Annotated in this window: 21 protein-coding genes and 2 pseudogenes; 11 read left to right on the top strand and 12 right to left on the bottom strand. The window is 69.5% G+C overall.

The window, feature by feature from the left end; all coding sequences use genetic code 11:
* Positions 1–336 precede the first annotated feature (336 nt).
* Positions 337–1,677: an endonuclease domain-containing protein gene (locus ACIPEK_RS28280; protein WP_402001519.1), complete on the bottom strand. Its 1,341-nt coding sequence runs from the start codon at positions 1,675–1,677 to the stop codon at positions 337–339.
* A 250-nt stretch (positions 1,678–1,927) separates the two neighbouring features.
* Here ACIPEK_RS28280 and ACIPEK_RS28285 point away from each other — a divergent pair, with 250 nt between their 5' ends.
* The 9 genes and pseudogenes from ACIPEK_RS28285 (at position 1,928) to ACIPEK_RS28325 (ending at position 6,660) form a co-directional block, all read left to right on the top strand.
* Entirely contained in the window at positions 1,928–2,365 is a 438-nt protein-coding gene (locus ACIPEK_RS28285) for a hypothetical protein (RefSeq protein ID WP_402001522.1), read from the top strand.
* 23 nt (positions 2,366–2,388) lie between these two features.
* Positions 2,389–2,529, top strand: a complete 141-nt coding sequence (locus tag ACIPEK_RS28290) for a hypothetical protein (protein WP_402001525.1) — start codon at positions 2,389–2,391, stop codon at positions 2,527–2,529.
* The gene (locus ACIPEK_RS28295; protein WP_402001527.1) at positions 2,526–3,353 is read left to right on the top strand and encodes a large ATP-binding protein; all 828 of its coding nucleotides are present in this window, start codon (positions 2,526–2,528) and stop codon (positions 3,351–3,353) included. Before ACIPEK_RS28290 ends, ACIPEK_RS28295 begins: the two co-directional genes overlap by 4 nt.
* A 23-nt stretch (positions 3,354–3,376) precedes the next feature.
* A complete protein-coding gene (locus ACIPEK_RS28300) occupies positions 3,377–4,054 on the top strand; it encodes a hypothetical protein (RefSeq protein WP_402001530.1) in 678 nt (225 codons plus the stop codon).
* Positions 3,976–4,944, top strand: a complete 969-nt coding sequence (locus ACIPEK_RS28305; RefSeq protein ID WP_402001533.1) for a winged helix-turn-helix transcriptional regulator — start codon at positions 3,976–3,978, stop codon at positions 4,942–4,944. The genes ACIPEK_RS28300 and ACIPEK_RS28305 overlap by 79 nt, the downstream gene beginning before the upstream one ends.
* Positions 4,941–5,849: pseudogene (locus ACIPEK_RS28310) on the top strand (DUF317 domain-containing protein); the annotation flags it as partial. The gene ACIPEK_RS28305 and the pseudogene ACIPEK_RS28310, both read left to right, overlap by 4 nt.
* A gap of 76 nt (positions 5,850–5,925) precedes the next feature.
* Positions 5,926–6,069 carry a hypothetical protein gene (locus tag ACIPEK_RS28315; protein WP_402001852.1) on the top strand — a complete coding sequence of 48 codons (144 nt, stop codon included), beginning with the start codon at positions 5,926–5,928 and terminating at the stop codon, positions 6,067–6,069.
* Between the two features lie 105 nt (positions 6,070–6,174).
* Complete coding sequence (locus ACIPEK_RS28320) at positions 6,175–6,417, top strand: hypothetical protein (protein WP_402001855.1); 243 nt, start codon at positions 6,175–6,177, stop codon at positions 6,415–6,417.
* Between the two features lie 9 nt (positions 6,418–6,426).
* Positions 6,427–6,660, top strand: a complete 234-nt coding sequence (locus ACIPEK_RS28325; protein WP_402001536.1) for a hypothetical protein — start codon at positions 6,427–6,429, stop codon at positions 6,658–6,660.
* 183 nt (positions 6,661–6,843) lie between these two features.
* Here the strand turns inward: ACIPEK_RS28325 and ACIPEK_RS28330 are convergent, their stop codons facing one another.
* The 6 genes from ACIPEK_RS28330 to ACIPEK_RS28355 form a co-directional block, all read right to left on the bottom strand.
* Positions 6,844–7,326 carry a hypothetical protein gene (locus ACIPEK_RS28330; protein ID WP_266357211.1) on the bottom strand — a complete coding sequence of 161 codons (483 nt, stop codon included), beginning with the start codon at positions 7,324–7,326 and terminating at the stop codon, positions 6,844–6,846.
* Positions 7,314–12,110, bottom strand: coding sequence for a putative T7SS-secreted protein (locus ACIPEK_RS28335; protein ID WP_402001539.1), 4,797 nt, complete (start codon positions 12,108–12,110; stop codon positions 7,314–7,316). Before ACIPEK_RS28335 ends, ACIPEK_RS28330 begins: the two co-directional genes overlap by 13 nt.
* A gap of 2 nt (positions 12,111–12,112) precedes the next feature.
* Positions 12,113–12,778 carry a hypothetical protein gene (locus tag ACIPEK_RS28340; protein WP_402001542.1) on the bottom strand — a complete coding sequence of 222 codons (666 nt, stop codon included), beginning with the start codon at positions 12,776–12,778 and terminating at the stop codon, positions 12,113–12,115.
* Positions 12,768–13,172 (bottom strand): SseB family protein, encoded by a 405-nt coding sequence (locus ACIPEK_RS28345; RefSeq protein WP_402001837.1) that lies wholly within the window; start codon positions 13,170–13,172, stop codon positions 12,768–12,770. Before ACIPEK_RS28345 ends, ACIPEK_RS28340 begins: the two co-directional genes overlap by 11 nt.
* A gap of 473 nt (positions 13,173–13,645) precedes the next feature.
* The gene (locus ACIPEK_RS28350) at positions 13,646–14,050 is read right to left on the bottom strand and encodes a hypothetical protein (RefSeq protein WP_402001545.1); all 405 of its coding nucleotides are present in this window, start codon (positions 14,048–14,050) and stop codon (positions 13,646–13,648) included.
* A gap of 105 nt (positions 14,051–14,155) precedes the next feature.
* The gene (locus tag ACIPEK_RS28355; RefSeq protein WP_402001548.1) at positions 14,156–15,838 is read right to left on the bottom strand and encodes a relaxase/mobilization nuclease domain-containing protein; all 1,683 of its coding nucleotides are present in this window, start codon (positions 15,836–15,838) and stop codon (positions 14,156–14,158) included.
* A gap of 42 nt (positions 15,839–15,880) precedes the next feature.
* Between ACIPEK_RS28355 and ACIPEK_RS28360 the strand changes: the two genes are divergently transcribed.
* Together ACIPEK_RS28360 and ACIPEK_RS28365 are read left to right on the top strand one after the other, a co-directional pair.
* A complete protein-coding gene (locus ACIPEK_RS28360) occupies positions 15,881–16,192 on the top strand; it encodes a hypothetical protein (RefSeq protein WP_402001551.1) in 312 nt (103 codons plus the stop codon).
* Positions 16,193–16,428: 236 nt separating this feature from the next.
* Positions 16,429–18,030: a protein kinase gene (locus ACIPEK_RS28365; protein WP_402001554.1), complete on the top strand. Its 1,602-nt coding sequence runs from the start codon at positions 16,429–16,431 to the stop codon at positions 18,028–18,030.
* 21 nt (positions 18,031–18,051) lie between these two features.
* On the opposite strand, the gene ACIPEK_RS28370 is transcribed toward ACIPEK_RS28365, so the two are convergent.
* The 5 genes and pseudogenes from ACIPEK_RS28370 to ACIPEK_RS28390 form a co-directional block, all read right to left on the bottom strand.
* Positions 18,052–21,369 carry a CHAT domain-containing protein gene (locus ACIPEK_RS28370; protein ID WP_402001557.1) on the bottom strand — a complete coding sequence of 1,106 codons (3,318 nt, stop codon included), beginning with the start codon at positions 21,367–21,369 and terminating at the stop codon, positions 18,052–18,054.
* A 25-nt stretch (positions 21,370–21,394) separates the two neighbouring features.
* A complete protein-coding gene (locus ACIPEK_RS28375) occupies positions 21,395–21,883 on the bottom strand; it encodes a hypothetical protein (RefSeq protein ID WP_402001560.1) in 489 nt (162 codons plus the stop codon).
* A gap of 309 nt (positions 21,884–22,192) precedes the next feature.
* A pseudogene (locus ACIPEK_RS28380) lies at positions 22,193–22,342 on the bottom strand (IS701 family transposase); the annotation flags it as partial.
* Positions 22,343–22,450: 108 nt separating this feature from the next.
* Positions 22,451–22,693 carry a hypothetical protein gene (locus ACIPEK_RS28385; protein ID WP_402001563.1) on the bottom strand — a complete coding sequence of 81 codons (243 nt, stop codon included), beginning with the start codon at positions 22,691–22,693 and terminating at the stop codon, positions 22,451–22,453.
* A gap of 313 nt (positions 22,694–23,006) precedes the next feature.
* Entirely contained in the window at positions 23,007–24,695 is a 1,689-nt protein-coding gene (locus tag ACIPEK_RS28390) for a recombinase family protein (protein ID WP_402001566.1), read from the bottom strand.
* Positions 24,696–24,704 lie beyond the last annotated feature (9 nt).

Below are 24,704 nucleotides of genomic sequence, written 5' to 3' on the forward strand. Positions count from 1 at the left end.
CGCCGCTACATCATCTGGCGAAACCGCAATGCCGACAACCGGCACCTACGCGCCGTCGTGGACAGGGCAAACGTTGCCTGATCCGGCACTAGCTGCCTCCGTATGCGTGGTCCTGCGCTTCTGCCCCGGCTTTGCCTTCTCCGCTGCAGGTACCGCGCGGTGGCCCGTTGCAGGGAACCGTTCCCGGCACCCTTGGTGACAAGCAGCGCGCTGTTCTTGTGACGCACGTTGCGCCGCCGGGCTCTGTGGCGCATTTCGCCGGGGCGTGCGGAGCGACCGTGTCGGGAGCCGGCAACTGCGAGATCGCGGTGGGGTGTCAGACCTCCCAGTGCCCGCTCAAAACAGTTCCAGGTCCTCGCCGCTGGTGTCCGCGATGACTGGCCGGGACTGGGCAGGGAGGCCATCCAGGCGGTCAGGACCGGCCGCGGCGGCCACGGCAGGGGCCGTCTCGGTCAACCAGGCACGAAATCGCTCGACGGCTTCGCGGTAGGGGACTCGCGCCAGGACACGGTGCTCGCCGGAGGGGCAGAAGTCGACGACGACAGTGAGCAGGCAGGAACGAGGCGCGTTCTGACTGCCCGTCCAGGACACGCGCAGGGCACCGCAGGGCTTGCGCCCGCGGGGGGCGCGGTGGGTCGGGCGCAGCGATCGGCAGGCTATGTGGGCGGTCCATGCGGCAAGGTGCGGCAGGGGCAGGGTGGTGCGTGCGCGGCAGCCGGGGCAGCGGTGCCAGTGGCGGAGCCAGTCGTCGGTGTCGGTGTGGAAGAGGCGTGTGTAGCGGTTCGCCACGCGGATGTCGTTGCTGTACAGGTGGTCGGGGCGTTCCTGTGTGTTGCAGGACTGGCAGACGGGGGCGCGGACGTAGCCGTGTTCGTGGCAGTGGTCGAGGACTGTGGCGGGCGCAGTGCGGCAGACGGCGCACGCCCACCCAGCCACCCTGCGGGAGGTACCGGGCTTCCTGCTGAGCACCGAGTACAGCTGGCCTTCCAGCTCTTTGTTGTACGGGCGCAGTGCGGGGGTGGGGGTCCCAGGGTTCGTCTTTTGCCGACTGCCGGTGTCCGAAGGCTGCCGGGGGTGGGAGGGCGGCTCGGTGGCGGCTGTGCTTGCCTGGCGGGTCCGTGCAGCTTGCACCCACTGTGTTTCGGTGTGCTCGGCCGCGTCCAGGAGTCTGACCACAGCGCGCGGCATCCACCATGTGCGCTGCGTCCCGTTGCGGGTCTGTTCCACGAGTATGTGTCGCCAGTCGATCCCCGCCAGGGGGTACGGTCGGCGGGCTTCACGTCGTGCTGCCCGCTCGGGGTCGCTCAGCTCCTGCAGTTCCTCCGTGATGCGCCGGCGCCAAGGCAGCGGCGTTTCCTCGTTGGACTCCCGCCTCGGCGCCCTACGAAACGGACCGATGCGGACCAGGTCCTGCCGATCCATCCCGACCGCGTTCAGTTCCGCGGCCGCCCGGCGCACCTCAACCTCCGGAACACTCCACTGGCCGCTGCTCGCCCTCACCGTCGCGACCACATGGCTGCCGAGCAGGACGTGTCCCGCCTGGGCACGGGCAGGCGAGGCGAATGCCCCAGAAGCCGTGGGCACGGCGCTGTCGGCCGTCAAACCGACCCACAGAGCATCCGCGGCAACCAGGGTGATGAGGCCGTCCGTGCGACCGGGCATGACGCGCTCCGACATACCGACAGACTAACGGCCGGCAACGGGTCCCAAGCGCCTCGGTCAGCCGGGCCGCCGCCCGCAACTCCACATCCCTGAGCATCTGGCTAGCCAGCGCCTCCCGCGCCCGTAGCCTCACCACCAGAACGTCAAGAACCGGGCAAGTCGCCCTCGCACATCAGTGTAGTTTCTGCACGTCTGCAGGACCTGTACGTCGAACTGGACGAGCCGCTCACCGCTTGGGCGAGGTCAAGGTGGTCGGATTTCCCAGGTGGGCGACGACTTCATGAAGCCCGCCGACGATCTCACCGCGCGGGTCGAGCAGAGGCTCCGCACGTCGGCCGACCGGTACAAGGTCCTCGACAGCTACACCTCGGACTTCGACCCGTGCGAGACGTGGACGTTGACCCGCGACTCCATCGCTGCTCAGGCGCCGATTCGTGTCTTCCTCGAAGAGGGCGACTTCGACGCACACACGTACACGATGCGCGAGGGTGCCTTCGCAGACGAGGGCGCCGCCCGGCACTGGCTGGACGACCGCAGCAGCCCACTGCCGCAGCCGCCGGAATGCCGCGGTGACGCCGCTGCCCTCCGGACCCGCGCTGCCCGCACCCGGTCGGCCGGTGCCTCCGCGATACCGAAGGCCGGCCTCGATGCCCACAGCACGCCGTCGGCAGGAACGGCTCAGCGACCGAGCCCTGGGAGGTAGCCTCCCGGATCACCGACGCCTGCATGGAGATCTCAAGCGGTCTCCTCGAAGACGCCGCGTATGTCCTCGGCGAGGCGACCGACCACGTCTGGATCGGCGATGGTCCCGACAGCCTGCCCACCCTGGTCCGTTCGCTGCTTGCCCGGATGGAGGCGGCCGAATGAACCCCCACGATCCAGCCAAGCGGCCCGGTGCCCACCTCGTCGCCGAGATGCTCGGCGACGAGGACCCCTGGGCGCTGACCAGTGGGCATCGCCCGAGTGAACCGCTCGGCCGCGCCGGGACGGCGGTCGCCGAGGCCGCCCGTGATCTCGACGAGCTGCACGGCCAGGTAGCTCATGCTGCCCAGTCCGCCATCGGGCTGCTCGAACCCGTCGGTCGCGGCGAACTCAGCGGTACGCGCGTCTCGTACGCACTGCTGCGGACCGCAGTCCCACAGATCGGGCTGCTCGTCGCGCGGCAGGATGCGGCCTACGAGCAGCTCACCCAGTCCATTTCCGCGTACCGCCATCTCTTGTTCGACTCGGATGTTACCCAGCCTTCGAAGGCATCCGTCCACGGTCTGAAGAAGGAACAGAATCCTGGCCGGGACGATGACTGGGCCATCTCGGGTGATCGCCACCTCGGGGCCCTCGAAGCCGTCGAGGCCGGCGGACTGCGATTCCACCAGAGCGCGGTCTACGGCTACATCTACCTCTCCGACGGGCGGGGCCAGCGCCCCAACCCGGAGGTCTGGCCCGAAACCGTCCAGCGGCTGGTCGCCGACGGGCTACTCGACCAGGACACCAGCGAGGGGCTGTACCGGCCTGGACAGCTCCTCTCGCTCACGCCGCAGGGCGAGGCGGCTCTTCGAGACGCCCGTACGGCCACGCCGCGCGTATCCGCCGCCCTCAGCCGCAGCGGCACTGCGGCGATCTCCGGCGCCGCCGTCGACCCATCTGCCGCACCCGCGACAAGCGCGGCCACCAAGCCTTCCCGTTCCCGCTGATTTCCCCAGAAAGGGCGTCCCCCATGTCCACCGCGATCTACACCCGCCGCCTGGTCGAGCACCGGTACGGCCGCCCGCTGGAGGAACTGCAGCGCGGCAACGCCTCCGGCCGCTCCGACGATCCTGTCCTGCCCATCCTGCTGCGACGGCTCGGCGGGCTCGCCCAGACCGGCGCCGATGCCCGGTCTGCCCGTCGCAACCTCGATGCGGCCTGGCAGCGATGCCGTTCCGGCGAACACGTCCTCGACGATCTCGTGCTGCTGTACGCGACCGAAGTCGTCGACCTCGAACGCCAGGAGCAGACCGAGGCGGAAGCGGTCTGGGACCTGCTGGATGTCCGCCTCCTGCTGGACCGCCCTTCCGCTCAGCGGCCCTCGGCCTATCGAGCGGCCCATGCTCCTGACGACGAGGACCTGCTGGCCGTCGCCCGCGAGGTTGCCGCCGGCCTGCAACGCCTCAACCGCGAGGCACTGCGCCGGGGCCTGCGGACCGCGGCATCCACATCAGCAACCGCCGCCTCGGCGCGGTGCTCCAGAGGCTCCAAGCCGAGAGCGCCTCCCACTGACCACGCGGTCTCACCGGCACAGCCGGAAGTCCTTCTTCTTCTAACGGAGTTCGTCCCATGTCCACCCCCGCACAGCCCTCTGCCTCCTCGATCGGCTCGGTCGATGCCCAGCGTGTCGAGGACGCGCTTTCCCTGATAGCACCGAAGTGGACCACCTGGTCGGCGCAGACCCTGGCACAGCAGGGCCACCCCATGCGTGTGCGTGACGTCGCCGCCAGGCTCCCCTTCGTCAGCGAGCAGCTCATCGGCAAGCGGCTGGCCCAGATGCACGCTGATGGGCTGGTCACCCGAGCCGACGACCGCCACGGGGCTCCGTACCAGCTCAGCGCATTCGGCGAATCTCTGTCTCCGGTGCACCGTGCCCTTTCGGACTGGTCCCAGACCAACCTGTCGCTCGGCGGCAAGGTAGCCGGTGCCGAGCGCGTCGAGGACGCCGTGCGGCGTCTGCACCTTCGGCATTCGACCGCCGTGATCCAGGTCGTCGACGCGGGCGGCCCCATGCGGTTCGTCCACATCGCCGAGGAGGCCGGCCTGGACAACGGCTTCACCCGGCAGCGACTCAACCGGCTTCAGGCCGATGGCCTGGTCGCTCGTACCGGACCGCGCCACGGCGACCCCTACGTCTTGACCGACGCCGGGCGGGCGCTGGGCCCCGTTTACGCGGCCGTCGAGCAGTGGAGTAACCCCGTCGCCACGCAGAAGCGCTCGGCATCCCGGCCCCTGTCACGGCGGCCACCCGGACCCACACCGGCGTCCCGTTGGGGTCGGACGGCATCCGAACCGCAGCGGCACTGCGCCGGAGCACCGCCGCGCCGAGCGCCCTGTTCAGCCACGCACCGCAGCCGCAACCGCGGGTGCCGGTGGCCGTCACCGCCCAGTCGGCCCCCTCTCGGGGCCGGTGATCCGGGTGGCGCTGAGAGCCAGCCGCGTCTCCCCGCTGCCACGGCGCCCGCGTGCAGTCGAGCAGCCCGTTCCGCTGCGCGCGCGGGCGCGTTCCCCTCCTACGCCCCGGAGCCTCGACTATGAGCACCCAGCAGCCCTACCAAGAGGTACTAGTCAGCCCCGTGTACCTGGCCGGCTCCAACGGGACCGGGGACGCTGGCTTCGCCCCCCTCGCCCAGTGGCCGCACCACTACCTCGACGAGGGTCCCTGCCAGCTCCTTGTTACCTCGCCCGACCAGAGGATTCGTATCGGCTGGTTCGGCGACGACTTCGAGCTGTGGAAGATCACTGCAGCCGAGGACGCCGTCTCCGCACCCCGCTGGACGGCAACCTTCAACCATGTCACCCCGGCCGAGATCGTCGCCGGTCTCACCACCGCTCTGGCCCACGACTACGCCGAAGCCGACGCCACTGACGGCAACGGGCGTTTTCTGACGAGCCCGTCGTTGTACTGGGTCGACGCCGTCCGGCCGCTGACCGATGCTGGCTGGACCCGTGGCGCGGCCGAGCGCGGCACCGTCGAGATCACCGCCTCCGACGGGCAAGCAGGCGTCCTGATCGACAACCGTCTCTCTAGCTGGGACGACGAAACCGTGACGCTGTGGGCCGGTCCTCCGGGCTGGGGCACGCGCGCGGAGGCGGTCTTCACGGCCCGCATCCCGTCCCACTTGATCGCCGCGACGGCAGCCGCCATGAGCGATTCAGCCCCGGTGATCCGTGAGCGGCATCAGATCGATCGCAAGGTGGAACACCTGGTCACGCTTACCCCCGTCGGCCCAGCCGCCCCCAAGGTCTCTCGGACTCCGACTCCACTCGACGTGCGTCGCACCGCTGTCGCCCAGGCCGTCCACCGCGCCGCCCGCACCCCGCAGACAGCCGCCGACCTCCGGATCATGGCCGCCCGCAGCCGCACCGCGACTTCGGCACAGAACCGGTCGAGCAATCCCGCGCACACTCTCGGGGCCAGGCCGCTGGCCAGCCCGTCGGCGCATCCGTCTCCACTGGGAGCCCACCTCCCTCGCGGGCTGGGACGTCACCGCCCACCTGGGCCTGGCCACAACCGAGGTGCATCTCGCCTCCTGGCCCGCTGTCCCGGACGACTGGCCGCGCCTGGTCCGTCCGACCGTCCACGAGGTGATTGGCCTGTGCGCCGCTCTCGCGTTCGCGACCGACGCCCTCGACCTCTCGAATCGCCTCGCCGAGGTCTGACCGAGAACCGCAGAAGGCCGCCCCGCGCCGATCAGGCGGAGGCGGCCTTGCCGTGCGCCCAGTCGCGTGTTGCGTACGCTCATCCCGACAAACGAGGAGGACACGATGGCCGACGACCAGCAGGAGGTCGCCGCCCACCTGGGCATCAGTGTCGGCGCCGCCCGCAGCTGGAAAAGCCGGGGCAGCCTGCCCGCGCCCGACGACGACAGCGTGCCGGACCGGCCCCGTTGGAAGCCAGCCACTCCAGGGCTGGAAGCCGGTCGGCCGAGGATTCCGCAGCGACCTGCACGTATCCTCCCAGCGGGAGACCACTCCGTCGGACTGACCGGCGCCCGTACCCGCCCGTAGGCTGCGGCCATGACATCCAACTCGTCAATGCCGTCCCCTCCATTCCCCTCGCCCGACAACGCTGTGCTCGGGGTGGTCGTCGCCAACGCCATCGCTTCGGTCCGCAACGGCGAAGCCTCGGTGGAGGAGGCGATCCTGCACGCGGCGGTCCATGGCTGGTACGAGGGCCATATCCAGGGTGAGGACGAGTGCCCCGGGTGCGGCTTCCGGGGAGAGCTGCCCAAGCACAGCAATCGCAGCTGAGCAGGAGCAATGCGCCTGAGGGACTTACGACCGCACGAGCAGTGGTGGTCTGCCTTCTGGACAGACCTCGAAAGGCACCGTACGGCTCGTCTTTGGATGCCCCGTCCCTCCACCATGAGTCGCGTACGCCAGGGCGCGCCCAGCCCCGGATGGGGACGCGGGCGCCCTGGCGTACGGGCTGAGTCAGGCGGCGCCGGGTTCCTCCAGCGTCACCACGACCATCACCGGAAGATCGGTGTCCTGCTGGATCACGCCGGCGGTCAGGATCCGGGCGTCGAGGGTCCACTTCTTCACCGTGATGAACTCGTCTCTGTCCGCCGCCGTCTGCTCGGCCTCGGCGAGGTGGCTGGCGAGAGAGGATTCCTCGATCTCGGGGAGGAAGTCGGCCAGTGCCTGCTCTCCCTGCTCGTAGACGGCTTCCAGGTCGTCGAAGTAGCCCGACTCGTCGACGTCGCGGATCCAGACGGCGAACGAGACGCTGACCGCCCCACCGCCGAACGTCTGGATCCAGCCCCCGACGCCGTCCTTGTCCCACGACGTCTCCACGCCGTCGCGGGGCTTGCCTCCGGGCGTCCACTCCTGGGCCGTGAACCGCGCCGCCGCACCTTCGGCGGTCAGCGGGGCGATGTCCCTGAGCTCTTCCAGCATTGCGATTACTGCAGCCATGAACTCATTCCACTCATGCCGTTGCCGGGCACGTGATACGCCTTCAGCTGCCCGCTGGCGTAGGCCTCGGGGAAGGCCTTGGACAGCACTTCGTTCACATGCGCGGCACCCCATTCGTTGGACACCATATAGCGGACACCCTTGCCTCCGAGATCCTCGTTGAGGGCGAGCAGTTTGTCGGTCTGTGTGGTGAGCCGGCTCTCGTCGTAATACTTGAAATCGGGGTTGTATGGGGACTTCTTCCATTCGGGAAGGTTGTCACCGCCGGTCCACTTCGCCTCCGTGATCCAGCCGCCCCGCGGGCCGCCGTCGACGTGGACCTCCCGGCCGTCCGGCAGGATCCACTGTTGCTCGTAGCTCTGGTCGGTGACGAGCCGCTGGTACCGGAACGACGGGCGTTCGAGCATCTTGTCCGTCAGCCAGCCCAAGCCTTTGAACTGCGAGTACGGCGACAGACCGAGGGGGTCGCAGACGGTGAACGGGTTGTGCACATAGGCGACCGGATTCGGCGCGGGGCCGAGGCCGAGGGGGTCCGGGGAGGTGTAACGACCGGTCTCCGGGTCATAGTGGCGGAAGAGGTTGTAGTGGAGACCGGTCTCCGGGTCGTAGTACTGGCCGGGAAAACGCAGCGGGGTGTAAGCCGTGCTGGAGCGGGCCCAGGCAGTGGTGCCCCAGAGGGTGCTCCTGGCGCGCCAGGCGATCTCACCGGACTCGTCGACCAGCTCGGTGGGCGTTCCCACGAGATCGGTGGCGATGGCGAAGAACCGGCGGTCGATCTCTTCCTGACGGCTGTCCGGGGTGAGGAGGCGTTCCGTCTGGGACAGCGGCACCAGGCCGCGATGGTCCCAGGTGAGGGCGACCACGTGTGAAAGACCCGGTGTGTGGACTGTTTGTTCGCACAGGGTCGTGCCGTCCCAGGAGAAACGGACCTCCTCTGCGACCCTCTCGCCGTCGTCGGCGAGGCGCTGTTTTGCGGTGCGGCGGCCCAGGGGGTCGTAGAGATAGCGCCAGCGAGTGCCGTCGGGGGTGACCACGGCCGCGAGACGGTCCTCCGCGTCCCACTCGTAGCGCCAGGTGTCGGGCTTGCGCGACAGGCGGGTTTTCTGGCGCAGGGTCACGCGACCGAGGGCGTCGTGTTCGAAGCGGACGTTGCCGGCCCTGGTGACGGAGGTTCCGGTGTAGGTGCGGGGACCGGTGGCGTCATGGCCGGGGTGGGAGTCTGGCCAGGAGGCCACCGTCTGATTGCCGGCGGCGTCGTAGGCGTAGCGCTCGGTCCACCCCTCGGCGTGGACAGCGTTGACCCGGCCGGCCGCGTCCAGATCGAAGGTGCGGGAGCCTGACAGATCGTCGGTCACGGAGGTGAGATGACCGTCGGCGCGGTGCGCGTAGTGGCGGTGGTTGAGGGAGCGGCCCCCGATCGTCAGGTGCTGGGCGCAGATCCTTCCGGCCTCGTCCCAGGCGGAGGCCAGGGTGAGGGTTCCGCCGAAGACGCGCTCGAGTTCCCGGCCGGCCGCGTCGTGGGTGAAGGCGATCTCGCGGCCGCCGCTGGTTATCCGGGCGGCACGGCCGGCGGCGTCGTAGCCGTACTCGGTGATCGCGCCGGTGGGGGTGATGCGGCGGGCCCGGCGGCCCAGGGTGTCGTAGGCGTAGTTCATGACGCGGCCGTCGACGATTTCGGTCTTGGTCCGGCCACGCCGGTCGTACGCGTAGAGAATCTCGCTGTCCGGTCCGGCCGCGTGCAGCAGGCGTCCGGCCCGGTCGTACGCGTAGGTGGTCACCTTGCCCGCCACGTCCTTGCGGACCGCTTGGCCGAGCTGGTCGTAGGTGTAGGACACCGTCCGGCCGAGTGCGTCGGACCGGGCGGTGAGCTGCCCGGCGGCGTCGTACCGGTAGGTGAGGGTGCGGCCGTCGAAGTCCGTCTCGGAAGCGAGCCGGCCGGCGGCGTCGTACGTGTAGGACCAGGTGCCGTGCGGGCCGGTGACCCGGGTCAGCCGCAGGTCCGCGTCGTGCTCGAACGTGTGGCGGGTGCCGTCGGGCCCGGTGCGGGTGGTGAGCAGGTCGAAGTGCGTGTAGTCGAAGCGGGATATGCCGTCGGCCAGGCCGGTATGGCTGAGGGGGTTCCCCTCGCCGTCGTACGTCCACGACTCGGTGGCACCGTCCGGGGCGACACGGCGGGCGAGATTGCCGTCCTCGTCCAGGGCGACCCGGGTGACGTTGCCCACCGGGTCGACGGTACGCACGACCCGGCCCAGGGCATCGCGTTCCAGGAGGGTGGTGCCGCCGGCCGGGTCGGTCACCGCCACCGGCAGCCCCGCGGCGTCGCAGCGCACGGTGGTGGTGGCGCCGAGGGCGTCGGTGACGGTGGTCAGCCTGCCCCTGCCGTCGTAGGCGTACCGGGTGGTGGCCCCGGCAGGGTCGGTGACCGCGGTGCGGTTGCCGTACTCGTCGAATTCCTGGAGCCAGCGGGCACCGTCCGGCCCGCGGAACTCCGTGGACAACCCCGACGGGTCGCGCACGGTGCGCAGTTCGCTCCCGTCAGGGCGGGTGACGGCGAGCAGGCGACCGTCCTCGTCGTGGGTGAAGGCGGTGGTGCGGCCCAGAGGATCGGTACGGCTCAGGGTGTTGCCGCGAGCGTCGTAGGTGAAGCGGGTGGTGTGACCGAGCGGATCGGTGGTGGCCACCACCCGGCAGTGACGATCGATCCGGTGCCGGGTGGTGTGCCCGCCGGCCGTGGTGAGGCTGGTGGTGCGAAGACCGGTCTCCGGCTCGGGTTCTGTGTAGCTGAGGGTGATCTGGATGTGGCCGGCCTGACCGCCTTCGGCGATGACGCGGTCCCGGTCGTCGTAGGTGTAGTCGTAGCGGCTGTTGTTGGAGTCGATCCAGGCGGTGACGCGGCGGCGGTCGTCGTGGACGAAGGTGGTGGTAGCACCGGACGGCTTGACGACGGCGGTGAGGTTTCCGTCCTCGTAGCCGTATCGCATCAGAGGCAGGTCCGCCCCGTTCTCTCCCGCTCCCGCCAGGGACAGGGCCGCGACCCGGCCGTCGCTCACCATTACGGCCACCCGACGGCCTGCAGAACAGGTCAGGGCGAGCGGGGTGCCGTTTTCGGTACGTTCCACGGCCCACCAGTTGCCGTGGCGGTCTTCGACCTGGTCCAGCCAGGCGTCGCCGTCGCCGCCCGGTTCGCTGTCGGCCGGGGCGGTGAAGTGCCGGACCAGGCCGGTGCCGGGATCGGTGACGGTGTAGTCGCCGTCCGTTTCACGGGCCAGCAGTGTGCGGGCGGTCCCGGACTCCGGCTTGGTCGGGGTGCCTGGGGCGGGGTGCGGATAGGGGATCAGGAGGCCGTCAGCAGTGACGTGGACGACGCCGGCCGCGTCGATCTCCAAGCGCTCGTCGACGGTGGAGGTCCAGGACGGGCCGAGGAACCGGCCTGCCAGCAGGCCGGACTCGGTGCGGCGGGTGAAGACCAGCGGCAGGGTTCCCGGCAACACCAGGTCGGTCTGGGGCAGGAACATCCGTCCCGAGGCGAGGTCGACCGGGTCGGTGCCGGAAACGAGGCGGTGCCCGTCGGGGCGGTTGTGAGTGCCGTGGGGAACGTTGTCGAGCAGCCTGCGGGCCCGGGAGGCCTTTGCCATGTCCGCGGCGAGGCGGACACCCTTGACGACGGACCCGCCACCACCGGTGGCCACGGTCAGTGCCGCGTCGGGCAGCAGCCGACCGAATCCTTCCGCAGGGTCCTTCATGAAGTCGCTGATCATCTGCTTGCCGGTGCCGACCGGGTCGTTGCCGGCGACCACCAGGCCGGCGGCAAGACTGTTGAGGCTGGTGGCGTACTCGGCGGGATGGGTGAGGTTGTACGGATCCAGCGGATTGACTCCCCGGACGAAGTTCACCAGCCCCGCAGTGCCCTTGATGACGCCGCCGCCGACGTGGTCGTTGATGATCTGCCACTCCTGCAGACCGTCGCCCACCTGTTGTGCGTACGACGGCTTTTCCGGGGCCATGTCACGGGCGCCGCGGACCGCGGCACGGGCGGTCTCCGCAGCAGTGTTCCGCTGTTCACGGGCCTGGGCAAGGAGTTCCTGCGCGTCCCGCATCAGCGATTTACCCGGGTCGTCGAACGTCGGCGCGGGACAGGGCGGCAAAGTACCGGGGTTGCGCTTTTCTGGGGCCTGTGCTTTGTAACGGTCCACGGCCTTGTTGTAGTCGTCGATCCGCTTGAGGTGTGCGTCGGCCGCGTCCTGGGAGGCTTTGACGCCCTCCTTCCACACGTCGATCGCCGTCTGCGCCTGGTTCTGCGCCCAGGTGACGGTGTAGGCGAACGCCTCCAGCGCGGCGGCCGCCTTCTCGCAGGCATTGGAGCCGGTGAACCACTTCGGCGGCTGGGTACTCACTGCGGTGCGCAGCGCATCGGCCGTCTCACCCTTCAACCGAGAGGAGTCGAGACCCTTCAACCCGCCGCCGGCATCGTCGAACGCCTTCTGAAAGGAACGGAGTTGCTTCGCAGTGGAGTGGATCTTGCTGGGGCTGCCGTACACCAGCTTGGTCTTGTCCTCGGTCTGCCCGAGGTCCATCTCCTCGACATCGGCGCCCATCCGGTTCGCCACCGAACGCGACTGTTCCCGCACCCAGTCCGAACCTGATTCCCAGCCCACGTCGTCCAGCCGGTCCGCCGTCCAGTTCCCGGCGTCCTCGACCCGGTTGCCGACCCACTCGACACCGCCCTCGACCGCGTCCTCAACCGAGTCCGGCGTGATGTCCCTGATGAAATCCCCGACGCCCATCTTCAGTCGTCCCCGCCCGTGTTCGAGTCGCCCTGTTGCTGTGCCTGCTGGGCGCGTTCCTCGGGCGACGGCCCGAACGTGTCGTCCAGTGCCCGGTCCCATTGGCCGTCACTGAGGCCGAGCTCGGTCTTGAGCCTCTCCGACACCTGATCGCCCGCCCCTTCGGTGAGAACGGTGCGGCCGGTGTCCTTCCAGGTCTGCTCCATGTCCTGGCCGGCCTTTTCGAACGACTCGGCGCTCCAGTCGGGGTCCAGGTAGTCAGGGGTGAAGATGTCACCCCAGTTCTGCTGGGAGATGTCCTCCTCGTCGGCGTGCGGGTTGCCGCCCATCACTGCGCTGACGCCGACCTTGAAGGAGCCCTCAACGTACTGGTCGTGCTCCCACTGCGTGCCCGCCGCCAGCCCGAGACGGTCCGCGAGCGCGCTCGCGTCGCTCACCAGGGCGCGCACCCCCCACTCCCACCGTTCGCAGAAGTCCTCGAAATCTACCGACAGCCCGCGATGCCCGGCCTCCATGCCCGTCATGGCCAGACCCGAAAACCCCTTGCCCATCACCGACCCGGTGGCGCCACCGAGTTCGCCGAGTTGATCAATGACCGCGCCCACTCCCTGCGTGAACTTCGCCACCGACTCCTTGTCGAAAGCGAGGTCCGCCCCGTCACCGCTCACGGCCGCCCCCCTCCTCTGACACGCCGGAGTCGACCGCGACGCCGTCCGGGACGATTCCGGTGACCGGAGGGAAGAACATCGCCCCGTCTTCGTCCGCGATATCCACCGCGAGCCCGGCGGGTTCGTCCAAAGCCGACACGATCTCATCCACGATCCGCGCCCCGAGCAGCGCGACGTAGTCCATCGGACGATCACCCGGACCGTGGTGAACGGCGAAGCGGGCCAGCGCCGTCTCGTCCGTGAACGCGCAGATCCACCGAACACCGCCCGATCGGGCGCTCCACAGACCGGGTTCGGCCGACGGGACCAGAAGAACCGTGCGACGCATCTCACCCACCAACGCCCATGGATCGCCAGCTCCCGCCCGTTGCTCGGATATTCGTTGGGCGAGCATGGTCCTCGGCTGTCCCACGGGTTCTCCCTTGTCCTGGTCGGCTGACGGCACCGTAGAACAGAACGAGTATGCGGGTGGGACGGTTCTCGCACGTCCACGCACCACAGCCCCCCAGCCTCATGGACATGAACACCTGCTGATGTCCCACCGAGACGGTCGAGTGGGGGGCGTTGCCGGCGTCCGACGACGAAACGTCCCGTCCTCTTGAGTACGGAAGGAGCTCGGGCCGGAGTCCACGCTCGGCAACGCCATCTCATCGGTCCACACCGGCGAAGCCTCAGTGAAGGACGCGATCGTGTACGCGGCCGTCCACGGCTGGTAAGAGGGGCATATCCAGGGCGAGGACGAATACCTCGGGTGCGACTTCCGGGGCGAGCTGCCGAAGAACGGCAACCGCGGCTGACCATCTTGCAGCGCCGAGGAGCGCAACCGACACGTCGGTTGCGCTCCTCGGCGTTTGGTACTCCGCTCGCCTAATCCAGGTAGGTGCCGGCGAAGGCCCCATCGAAGCCGAGCGCGGCGAGGCCCTGCTCGACGCTGGGGTAGGTCGTCCCGTCCGGGATAGCGATCAGGGCGTCGAAGTCGGCACGGCTGATCTCGGGTTCGAGCCACTGGTTGCTACAGCGGCAGCAGAACCAGGCGTTTCGGCCGTGGTTGATGAGCAGCCAGTCGCGCCGGGCACGGCAGGCCGTGCACATCACGGGGATCCCGCGAAGGGCCAGTTCGCGGGGGTGGCTGAGGCAGCGCGTCGCGCCGGGGCCGCTGGGCGGCTGCGTCTCGTACTCGAGTTGCAGCAGGGGATCGGTGCCGGCGGGGAGGACGGGCAGCACGGGTGTCGGCTCTGCGGGGCGGTTGGTGGTTCTGAGCACGAGCGTCATCTCCCGGTCGAGGTCGTTCTGTTTTCATCCGTAACAGCCGGTGAAACCGGTTGTCCAGGGGTTTCGCGGAGTCGAGCGGGCCGGTTACCGGCCTGCCCGGCTCTGTCAGCGGCGCGGTGGGCGGTTACGCGGGTCGGAGGCGGCGGGGCGAGCTGCGGCCGTGGGTGCCGTCCGGTTGCTGGTGCGGTTGGCCGAGGACTTGGTGTCGGCCTGCGGGCGGCGGGTCGCTTCGCCCGGGTGAGCGGGGAGCTCGGCGAGTCGGCGCAGGCGCCATACCAGGACGTCGTTCACGTCCTCGGCGGTGTCGAGTTCGCGCATGTCGATGGCTTGCCGCAGGAGGGCCTTGGGGTCGTGGCCTGACCGCTCGGCCTGGGCAAGGGTGGCGGCCAGGGCGTCGGTCTTCGTCGACGAGCTGTCTGCTCGCAGCCCCTCTTCCGGCAGTGCTGCACGGATGGTGGCCTCGTGGGTTCGGCGTTCGGCTTCGGGCAGGGCGCGGCCTTGTTCGCGCAGTGCCCGCATGGGCGTGGCGGCGGCCTGGCGGTAGGCGGCTCGCAGATGCTCGGCGGTCTGTCGGGAGGCGTGGGCCTGCTGGGCATGTCCACGAGCGGAGTGCCAGCGGGCGGCGGCGAGGGCGACCAGGACCAAGGTGGAGACGAGCATGACGGTGGTGCCACCGTCCTCGCCCCGGCCGAGAGCGCTGCCGGTCTGGATGATGCCCCGGGCCGCCGAGCGGATCGCCCGGGTGTCGGCGCGCTCCGCTCGGACGTGACTGCGGGTGGCACGCTCGAAGGCGCGGGCGGCTGCACCCAGCTCGGCGCGGGTGGCGACCGGGGAGGTCTGCGCGACCGCGTCCAGGAGTTCGCCTACCCCTACCAGTTGGGCTGCGGCTTCATCTTCGTCGCTGTCGAGCAGGATGACGGCGCGCTCGGCGATGCCGGTGGCGTTGCGTCGTTCCCGGGCAGGCGGGGACCAGTCCGGTCGGCCGCCTGTGGCCGCCGACTGCGTCGTCTGGTCGGCGGTGCCGTCGGCCAGACGGTGGCGGATCTTGGGGAGTGAGAGGTCGGGGGCCAGCTTGGAGCCGGGGTACCAGATCGGTTTGCCCTCGCGGTTGCGGTCGCCGGGGAGTGCGACGTTGTAGCCGATGGCGTCGCCGGACGGGGCGTTTCGCATCTTCACGCGCAGGCCCGCCTCGCGCAGCCGGGTGAAGAACTCTTCTTCGGTGGCGGCTCCGGCGAGGGCTTGGCGGACGGCTTCGCGGAGCGTCTCGCGTGGGGCCTCGGTGCGGCCGGTGCGCTCGGCCTTGAAGCGTTCGGCGCTGGTGGGGGTCTTGGCTCCGGTGCCGTCGCCGGGTTTGAGTTGGCGCAGGCCCATCTCCTTCTCGATGCGACGACATTCGGCCTGGGCCTTCTTGAAGTCGTAGTTCATCCTGGGGCGGCGAAGGTCGCCTCGGACCATGGTGGCCAGGATGTGGATGTGGTCGTCCGCGTGCCGCACGGCGACCCAGCGGCAGCCGTCCGGGTCACCTTCGGGGGCGAGGTTGACGGCGTGGACCAAGCGGCGGGCGACGGTGTTCCACTCGGCGTCGGTCAGGGTCCGGTCGCCGGGGTCGGTGCGGACCGAGCAGTGCCAGACGTGCTCGGCCGGTGCCGTGGTGCCGGCCTGCTTGACGCGCAGGTCCAACGCGGCGGCGAGGCGGGCGAGGGTGACCTTGGGGTCGGGGTCGGGGCTGCTGTCTCGTCCGGGGTCAGGGGCGAAGCCGTCCCAGCTCCCGACGAGGTGGGCGGCCATCTGTTTTCCGGTGACTTCGCCGCTGTACAGGACGTTTGCTGTGTGCTGGGGGCATGTCTTCTGCGGGTGCCGCTGTACGTGATGCGGTCCGGTCTGGTCGCATGCACGCTCGACCTTCTCCTGACCGTCCTCGTCACCGCCGCCAGCGTCCACGACTCCACAGCAGGCGCCCACCCGGTCGACCACCTGACAGCCCACCACCCCACCCACGTCATGGCTGAGGGCCTTGAGTTGGCGGACCAGGTCGCGGGTGTGGCGGGCCGGGTCGATGAGGTGCTGGTGGTAGTCGGCGCCGAGGGCATTTTTGACGGTGCCCGGGTTGTTGGCCAGATGCCGGACAGTGACGAGGATTGAGCGGGCGACGGCGACCAGGGCCTTGGGGCGATCGCACCGTTTGACCAGGCGTTTGCAGCGGGTGCCGAGGAAACTGTCGCTGTGCGAGGCGGCCAGAGCGATCTCGCCGAGTAATGCGCGCGCGGCGTGCGGGAGCCCCAGTGTCTTGCGGTGGGCTGCGTGGGGCGCCGAGACTCGGTCCTGACGGTTCTTCTGATGCGGGGGACAGAGTGAAACGATTAGCGGACACCGACCCGGTGACGGTCGGAAGGTATCGGACGATCGCGGAGCTCGGCCGGGGCGGCATGGGCCGTGTCCTGCTGAGCAGTGACCCGGGCGGGCAGTTGGTCGCGCTGAAGCAGGTACGGGCGCAGTTCGTCGAGGACGACGGATTCCGCGCACGGTTCCGCCGAGAGGTGGAAGCCTCCCGCAAGGTCTCCGGAAAGTACACGTCCGCGATCACCGACGCGGATGCGGACGCCCCCGAACCGTGGCTGACGTCTGTGTTCGTCCCCGGCCCCTCGCTACAGCAAGCCGTGGCGGCCGTCGGCGCACTGCCCGAGGAATCGGCTCTGCGGATGGCCGTGGGACTGGCCTCGGCCCTGACCACCATCCACCGGGCCGGCTTGGTGCACCGGGATCTGAAACCGTCCAACGTACTTCTAGCCGACGACGGGCCCCGAGTGATCGATTTCGGCATCGCCCGGGCGGCCGACAGCGAGGACGGCAGCGAGCTGACAACCGCGGGCTGGCTGGTCGGCTCACCCGGGTTCATGTCCCCGGAGCAGGCCCAAGGTGAGCCGCTGGAACCAGCCAGCGACATCTTCTCCCTCGGGACGGTGCTGGTCATGGCATGCACCGGCGAGTGCCCGTTCGTCGGACCCTCCCTGCCGCAGACCTTATACAACGTCGTACACACCGAGCCCGATCTCAGCAGGCTCCCGGAGAAGATCCGCCCGATCGCGGCCGGCTGCCTGGCCAAGGACCCCGCTGCCCGGCCGAGCGCGGCCCAACTGCTGGAAGCCATCGGCCGGCTCACGCCCTCGGCGCGCCCCTGGCCGCTGGAGGTACACGAGCTGATCGCCGAGCAGCAGGCGGAAATCGAGCGGCTCCGGGACGAGTTGCGCAGACGGCCGGCCATCCCGGAGTCCGCCGCGGAGGTCGTCGACAAGCCCCCGCCGCACGCGGGCATTCCGACGAAGCCGGCGTCCCCGCCCGCACCGGCCTGGCGCGGGCGCGCCGTCGGCGCGGGCATCGCCATCGGCATCGTGATCGCCGCCACCGCCATCGCCCTCGTGTCCGGCTACGACAGCGGAACCGACACCATCGCCGACCCCAAAACCACCGTCACGGCGTCCCCGCCGCCAGCCGAGGAGCCGGCCACCTCGACGTCCGCCCTCCCGACCGCTGACCCCATCACCGAGGCACCCCGGCAGACAACCGCCGAACCGACCCCGCCTGCCGAGCCCTCCCCCGTCACGGAACCCTCCGCGCAGCCGCCGACGACGGCCGCCACACGGCAGAGCACGCGGCCCGCCGCGATCGCAAACTGCTTCGGGGAGTACCTGGCCGAGCCCAAATCACTCCTGCTCCACTGCGGAGACGGGAATGGCGGGCTCGAGGGTCTGACCTGGTCAAACTGGGGGCAGTCCACCGCCCAAGCCAGCGGGCAGGAGTCGGCTGTCATCTGCCAGCCCAACTGCGCGAACGGCAGAGAGGTCCACTACCCGGCCACTGTGACCCTCACGGGCCTCGTAGGCGGGCGATACACGATGATGCAGGTCAACACCCCGCAATCACCCTTCGGCCCCGTCGCCCAGTACACGCTCGACTCGAACGGGCCGACGCAGAGGAACTGACAGGGGCCCGGCGCGGAGCACTCAGACCCCCCATGCGGTGAACGCGGCCCAGTGGACCGGCGATGCGAAAGGGCACTCGTCGGTCGTCGGCCGAGCGGTGTACCGCTCGGTCAGGGCCGCCAGATGCGGACGGGCGGCTGTGTATTGTGCGAGCTCCTCCCAGGTGAGACGGCGCAACCACCCGCGTGCCCGGCGCAGTGCCGACACCGGGGGAACGCCGTCGGCACCGTGTGCGGGAGAGATCAGCTCGTAGAAGCGTGTCATCAGCAACGCGGTCACCATGTCGTCCACCTGCCACAGCCCGGCCACCGCGCAGGCCACCCCGGTCTGGAGGAAGCCGGCCGGAAGCCCGCGGAACTCGTCCGGAGCCTCCGCCATCGCGTAGTGGCCCGACTGGCATGCGCTGGCCACGGCCAGTCTGCAGGCGGGCAGTTGCCGATGGACCAGGGTGTCCATGTTCAGGCGGCCGTCGGCCAGGGCGAGGGAGCCGCCCACGCCGTCGAACCCGCCGCTGCCGTGGCAGCTGAGGTGCAGGTACGAGGCCTCGGCAAGATGGCCGAGCACCCAGCCCACGGTGGCTTCAGACCCCACCGCGCAACGGCTCTCTTCGAACAGTGTACGGATTTCGGCGAGTTCGGCGCGGCTGCCGGGGAGCGAACCGTCGGGGTCGGCCACGGCCACCAGGCGGGGCACACTCTGCGGCGGCCGTGCGGCCACGGAGCGGCACGCCGCGTACACCGCGGCGGACGGGGAGACGACCAGGGTACCGAGGTCGTCGAGTACGCCTTCCACCCCGAGCGGCACGGCGTGCAGCGGCACCACGCCCAGCAGACCGGTCGGAACGACGACAGCCTCGTGCCCCGGGTCGTCCGCAAGGAGCCGCGCGACCGGCCGTAGGAGCGGTGCGAGGGCGGCGAGCCGGTCCAAGGCTTGCGGGAGCTGACGCCTACGCCGGAGCGCTCCGCCCTCCTGTGCCAGGAGCAGCCCCAGGGTGTTGTCGGCCGGATCCATGACCAGGAGGCGGGTTACGGACTCGCTGCTCACCTCGGGAACGGGAACGGCCCGTACGGCGGGCCGCGCGCCCGGTGTACGGGGTAGCGCGAGGACATAGCTGCCCCAGGGCGCATTCACCAGATAGGCCAGCGGGCTACCGCCTGCCGCCCGGACGATGTCCTCCAGCTCGCTGGTGCGCAGGAAGCGTTCGAAGCTCGGGATCGCGCGGATCTCCTCGATCGCCGTGCGCACACCGCGTTCGGCCTCGGCCTCCTCACGCGCCGTGAAAGCGGGGCCGCCAGTCGCCGCCTGAGTCGCCACGCCGGCCGTGGAGCGGTACCGGGCCCGCGCCAGCCGGTAGCGGCGGGCCGTGGCCGGATCGGTCTGCTCAAGGGCTTCCAGGTCCGCCGCTCCCCGCCCGGCCACTACCGAGAGCTCGCAGGCCAGTCCGCTTTCGATGGCCTCGACTGCGCGCTCCGGGCGCCCCGCCCTGGCCAGCAGGAAGGCGGCCCAGCGGGCGATCGTGGTCACCTGGGCGAGTACGCTCCGGCGTCCGGCTCCGGTGACCTGGGCGTCGTAGAGCGCGTTCACGGCGATCACCATGTGCGACGCGACATCGGCCGCCTCGCTCCAGCGTTCCGCCGAGGCGTAGGCGTGGAGCAGTTCCCGGGCGATGCCGAGGTGCAGGGACGGCGACACCGCGGGCGGTGTCGCCGCCAGGGCCTTGAGGCGCAGCCGTTCGCTCCCCGCGCTGCCCGGGCCGTCGAGGTGATCACTGGCCCGGGCCAACAGCCAGGTGATGCGGCCGGTGTCGAGGAAGCCAGGGCGCGCGGCGGACAGGCCGAGCGCCGCGGTCGCCGCTTCTCTGGCGCCGTGCGCGTCGACGGGATCCCGGGACAGCAGCAGGTCGGCCAGATTGCACTGGATCCGGGACCACAGCGCCGCGTTGTCACCGGCGCCGAGGTACCGCAGGGCCTCCCGATAGCACCGCTCCGCCTGCCGCAGGTCCTCCGCCCCGGCTCGGCGGTACAGCAGCAGGCCGAGGTTGACCATCGAGTAGGCCCAGTCGCCCCGGTCACGCTGGGGGGAGCGCTCCTCCAGCCCGGCCTTGATGTGCTCGATGCCCAGGGTGAGGTCCTCAGGGCCGCCACCCGGCCGTTCCGACAGGAGCAGCCCGTAATTGGTCTGGACCCGTGCCCAGAACTCAGGATGCTCACGGCGGTCCAGTACGGTCGCGCGCGCCAGCAGGTCGCGCGCCGCCTCCCACGTCTCCAGCCGGTCGCCGTCATCACGCAGGTGGTGCGCACTGGCGAGGTTGTTCGCCACCTCTACCCACTGCAGACTTCCTTCGGGCAGCCGGCGCAGTGCCCGTTCGAGGACCTGGACCGCCTCGGACGGATCGGCATCGAGCCCACCCTGCACCGCGTGCACCAGGTGTCTGCCGAGCAGCGCGGCGAGCTCGGTCTCCATCTCCTCCTCACCCAGTCCGGCGGCGAGCGCCAGAGCCTCACGGGCGAGCGGGATGCCCTCCAGCCCGTCGGTGTTCCGGGCCTCGAGGTACATCGCGCGCAGCCGTGACCGCAGACCGGCGTCGAAGTGGACCCAGGCTTCGGAGTAGCGGCGGATCGCCGCCGCCGAAGGCGTCCGGCCGTCGCACAGTTCGTCCAGGAGCTGCTGACGGATGCCCATCACCTCTTCAAGCGGCGTGCCCTCAGCCTCGCGGAGCTCCGCGCGCCCCGCGTCGCGCACCCTGGTGCCGTCCGTCAGTTCCGGGTGCGAGCGGACGAGCTCCGCTAGGTCGTCCGGCAGACTGCCCAGCGTCGCGGCCAGGAGCTTCCCCACCCGAGTGTCACCCTGTTCCTCCCCGAGGTACTGGAGGAAGATCCTGTAGTTCGCGACCGTCGGCGCCCCCTCCGGCTGCAACTGCCGGCATGCCGCCTCGGGGTCCTCCAGGTCCCGTTGGAGGTCGCGGGCCAGGACGAACGGGAGCAACCTGCGCGGCAGCGGGATCACCCGCCCGGCGAAGGCACCGCCGAGGAAGGCCCCGGCCCGCCCGGCCTCCTCCAGCAGGGGTGCCGCGGACTGCGGCGGATCGTGCTGGAGCTCCGCGACCGGGACCGCGAGCAGCAGGGGCGCCACCCCGCCCGGACGCAGGACCAGCAGCGGCGCCTCGATGTGCGTCCTCGTACCGCAGACGGGGCAGTCCACCCAGGAGACGCCCGGGGCGGGGGCCGCCAGGACGTCGGCCTGCTCACGCGCGTCGATGACCCGCCAGATCGGAGCCCGGCGCTCCTGGGCACATTCCTCGCAGCGCCACGCGTACGGCACCCTCGCCGACACATTCATCCCGCACCCCGTCCCGGTCCGCTGGCTACTTGCCGCTGGTGATCTGCGAGAGCAGGGCCGTCAGGACCCGACCGAGAGTGGAGTCCCGCAAGGCCCGCTTGTGGATGGTCAGGCTCCACCTCCCATGCGGATCCCGCTTCACCACCACCTCGGTCTGCAGCAGCGTGACGGCGAGCGCGGCGACCGGGAGCGTGACGGGGTCGAGCCGGTCCATGGGCGACCGCGCGTACGCGACCGCCTCGCCTACCGTATCCGCCAGGTCCTCGCGCAGGGCCACCGCGTACTCCAGTACTCGGCGCGCCAACTCCCCGCCTGACACCTCGGGTTGCCCCGGATCTAAGTACCGCTCCAGCTCCACGGCGTCCACCCCGGCCTTCAGCCCACCGCCCTCCGGAGAAAACCGGTGCGCGGCGGGGAGCAGCCCGCGCTCCTCCGCCAGCGCCGTCAGCGCACGGATGGCCTCGTCGTCGGAGAGCGCGCGGATGGACTGCTCCAGATCATCTTGACTCAACATGCCCGCAATTCTGTCCCTTGCAAAGCATGTTCGGGCAGGAACGCGAGAGCTGGGGACGGGGAAGTGGTGGCGTGCCCTTCGGTACGCGGATGATCACGCGGACGCTCGCTCCTTCGGCGGCCGCGGCCGGGAGCTTCCCCCCGAGCAGGTCGAACGCCCTCTGCGATGCGGTCCAGTGACCTCGCGCCCGGAGGCACTCCGGCACCAAGAACAGCTCTCCGTCGGGACGTTCGCCAACGTTGACGCGGGTGGGTAGTTGCCAGTAGACGGCGAATTTCGGCCAGCGCGAGGTCCACGAGGCCGGGCGTGTCATGGTCGGCTCCCTCCTTTTTGCCGTTCCTGGGCGGCGGGGACGGTCAGGAACGGGTGGGCGAGCACGGCGAGGGTGATGTGGCGGTGCCAGCCGACGTAGCGGCGGACTTCGTACTGGTCCAGGCCGCATTCGTTCTCCGCGCTCTGGGTAGGTGGGCCGCACGGCAAGGTTCCTGTCAATGAACAGGACCTTTTCCGTGCGGCCTCCCTCCGAACCGGACATGCCCGGTTTCCAGGCATCCGGCTCTCCAGCGATCATTTTGTGAATGTTGCGGCGGTTGCCCTCTGGTGGATGAGACCGTGGAAATCAGCGCACACCACAAAGGATTTGCGGCGCTTCTTGACCATGACCGTTGTCCAGTGGGCCGGTTCGCTGGTTGCGCCCGCGCTTTCACACAACCCGCCCTGCGGACGCTTCACCTCGACGGGCTGCACCACCCGCTGGAACAGAGCCCGCAACTCGTCCGGTACCAACCGCTCAACCAGTTCCTCATGCACGGTTCAACGCGCGATCGCGCCATAAGAAACGATGTCAAGACGAAGATAGATACCACGGATTGACTGCAGGGCGAAATCGCCCGTCATCGACATGGTGATCCCTCCAAAGCCACCAGCCGTGTCTGCAGCTGGTGGCTCCAATGACGCCCCGGAGGTATCCGCATCCGATGAACGCCGCACACACTCCGATGCCGAGCGAAGATGACTGCTGGGAGGCGTTCTGGGACGTCTTGGCCGCTGTAGTGGTGACGCGACAGGAGTCCGGATCAGGCAGTGCGCAGGCCAAGCATGAAACACCCGCGTCAAGGTAGCCCTACAGCACAGCGCCAGCAGTAGAAGGCGCTGCCACGGGGCGCGCCTCCCACATGGGAACGATCCGGTACTTCTCGTTCAGCGGCAATCCGCGCCCCTTACGGACGTAAATCCCACGCACAACCGTCTTGATCAGCTTGTTCCGGGCGTTCGGGGTCGCCTGTTCCCACTCGTCCACCAAGCTCTTGAAGGCCACGGCACGGGGCTGGGAAACCATGCGCTCTCGACGCTTGGAGAGCTGCTGACGCTCCGTCTCAAGCTCCTCGCGACGAGCGTTGATCCGCTCCTGCTTGCGGCGGGCGGCGTCCTCGTTGATCAAGCCATCCACCAGGCTGTCGGTGAGCTTGTCCTCCTGACGCACCAACCGTTCCAGTTCCCGTTCAAGGCCGGTGAGCTGGGCTGCCGAGTCATTCGGCTTCAGCGCCGACTGGCTCCGGCGGACACGCGTCTCCATGTCCTGGCCTCCCTTGGCATTCTCCTTGAGCCAGTCAAGTACACGGACTTCGATGTGTTCCAGATTTCCGTACCCGGATCCGCGGCAAGAACCGAGTTCGGCGTACTGGCGGCACCGCCATGTGACGTCGAACGGATCGGGACGGCCGTCGATCGGGGGTTTCCGGATCTTCTTCGCCCGGAGCAGGGCGTGCATCGAGCCCCCGCAGGCCGCGCAGAAGACCAACCCGGTCGTCGAGTACCGGATCTCTCCCCGCTCACGGGCTGACGTCTTCGGCGAATCACCACGGCGGTCGAGATAGGCGTCCCCGACACGCTCGCACTCAGCGCGGTCGCTGATCACGGGTTCGTGCCCGCCCGGCAAGTACAGTCCGAACGTCTCCGGCCTGCGCGACCTGTTGCGTCCCCGGCGCTTGACTCCGTCCTTGTCGTTTCGCAGGACGTGCTGTTGCTCCGGCAGCCGGTGGCGCACGAAGCCGAGGCCGAAGCCCGAGTCGAGGATGTCGTACAGGCGCCCGGGCGTCACGGGCTTACCCGAGGACGGATCGACGACACCTTCCGCGTACCACTCGTGCGTGATGTGAGCGATGAACTCACCGGCGGCCAGCCACCGCCAGGCATCGGCCAGCCTGGGCCCCAGCACCGGATCGACCTTGAGTATGCCCTCCTTGCACGCCGGGCAGGTCTCCAGCGGTACACCCGGCTTCCGGGGAGGGCAGGTGTCGCACCGGTAGTAGCCGAATCGCCCCTGGTTCGCGTGCGGAAGTCCCTTGCGTCGGCGTCGGGCTATGGATTCCTTCCACACGTCGGCCTGCTGATCGCTGAACAGCTCAGCGATGTTGAGCATCTGCCGGATCGCGAAGCGGCCGATGTTCGTCCTCCCGTCGAAGTCCTCCTTGACCGCACGGACTTCGATACCCAGCTCGGTGAGCCGGTCAAGGTTGGTCAGGGAGTCCTTCATGTTCCGGCCGAAGCGCGACCAGACCCACAGGATGAGGACGTCGAATTCCTCTCGCTCAGCCATCCCGATGATCTTGGAAATCTGGCGTTCGCCGAAGGAACGCCCTGTCTTGCCCAGGTCCATGATGGGCTTCCCCACCAACTGCATGCCCTCCTTGGCGGCAAGCGTCTCGCCCTGGTACTGCTGCAGTTCCGGGCTGATCATGTCGTCCCTGGCCGTACTGACCCGGATGTAGATCAGCGCTCGTCGCGGACACCCCGTTTCGGTGCCTGCCATCGTCGTTCC

Origin of the sequence: Streptomyces sp. NPDC088246 (assembly GCF_044741025.1) — a bacterium.
GTDB lineage: Bacteria > Actinomycetota > Actinomycetes > Streptomycetales > Streptomycetaceae > Streptomyces.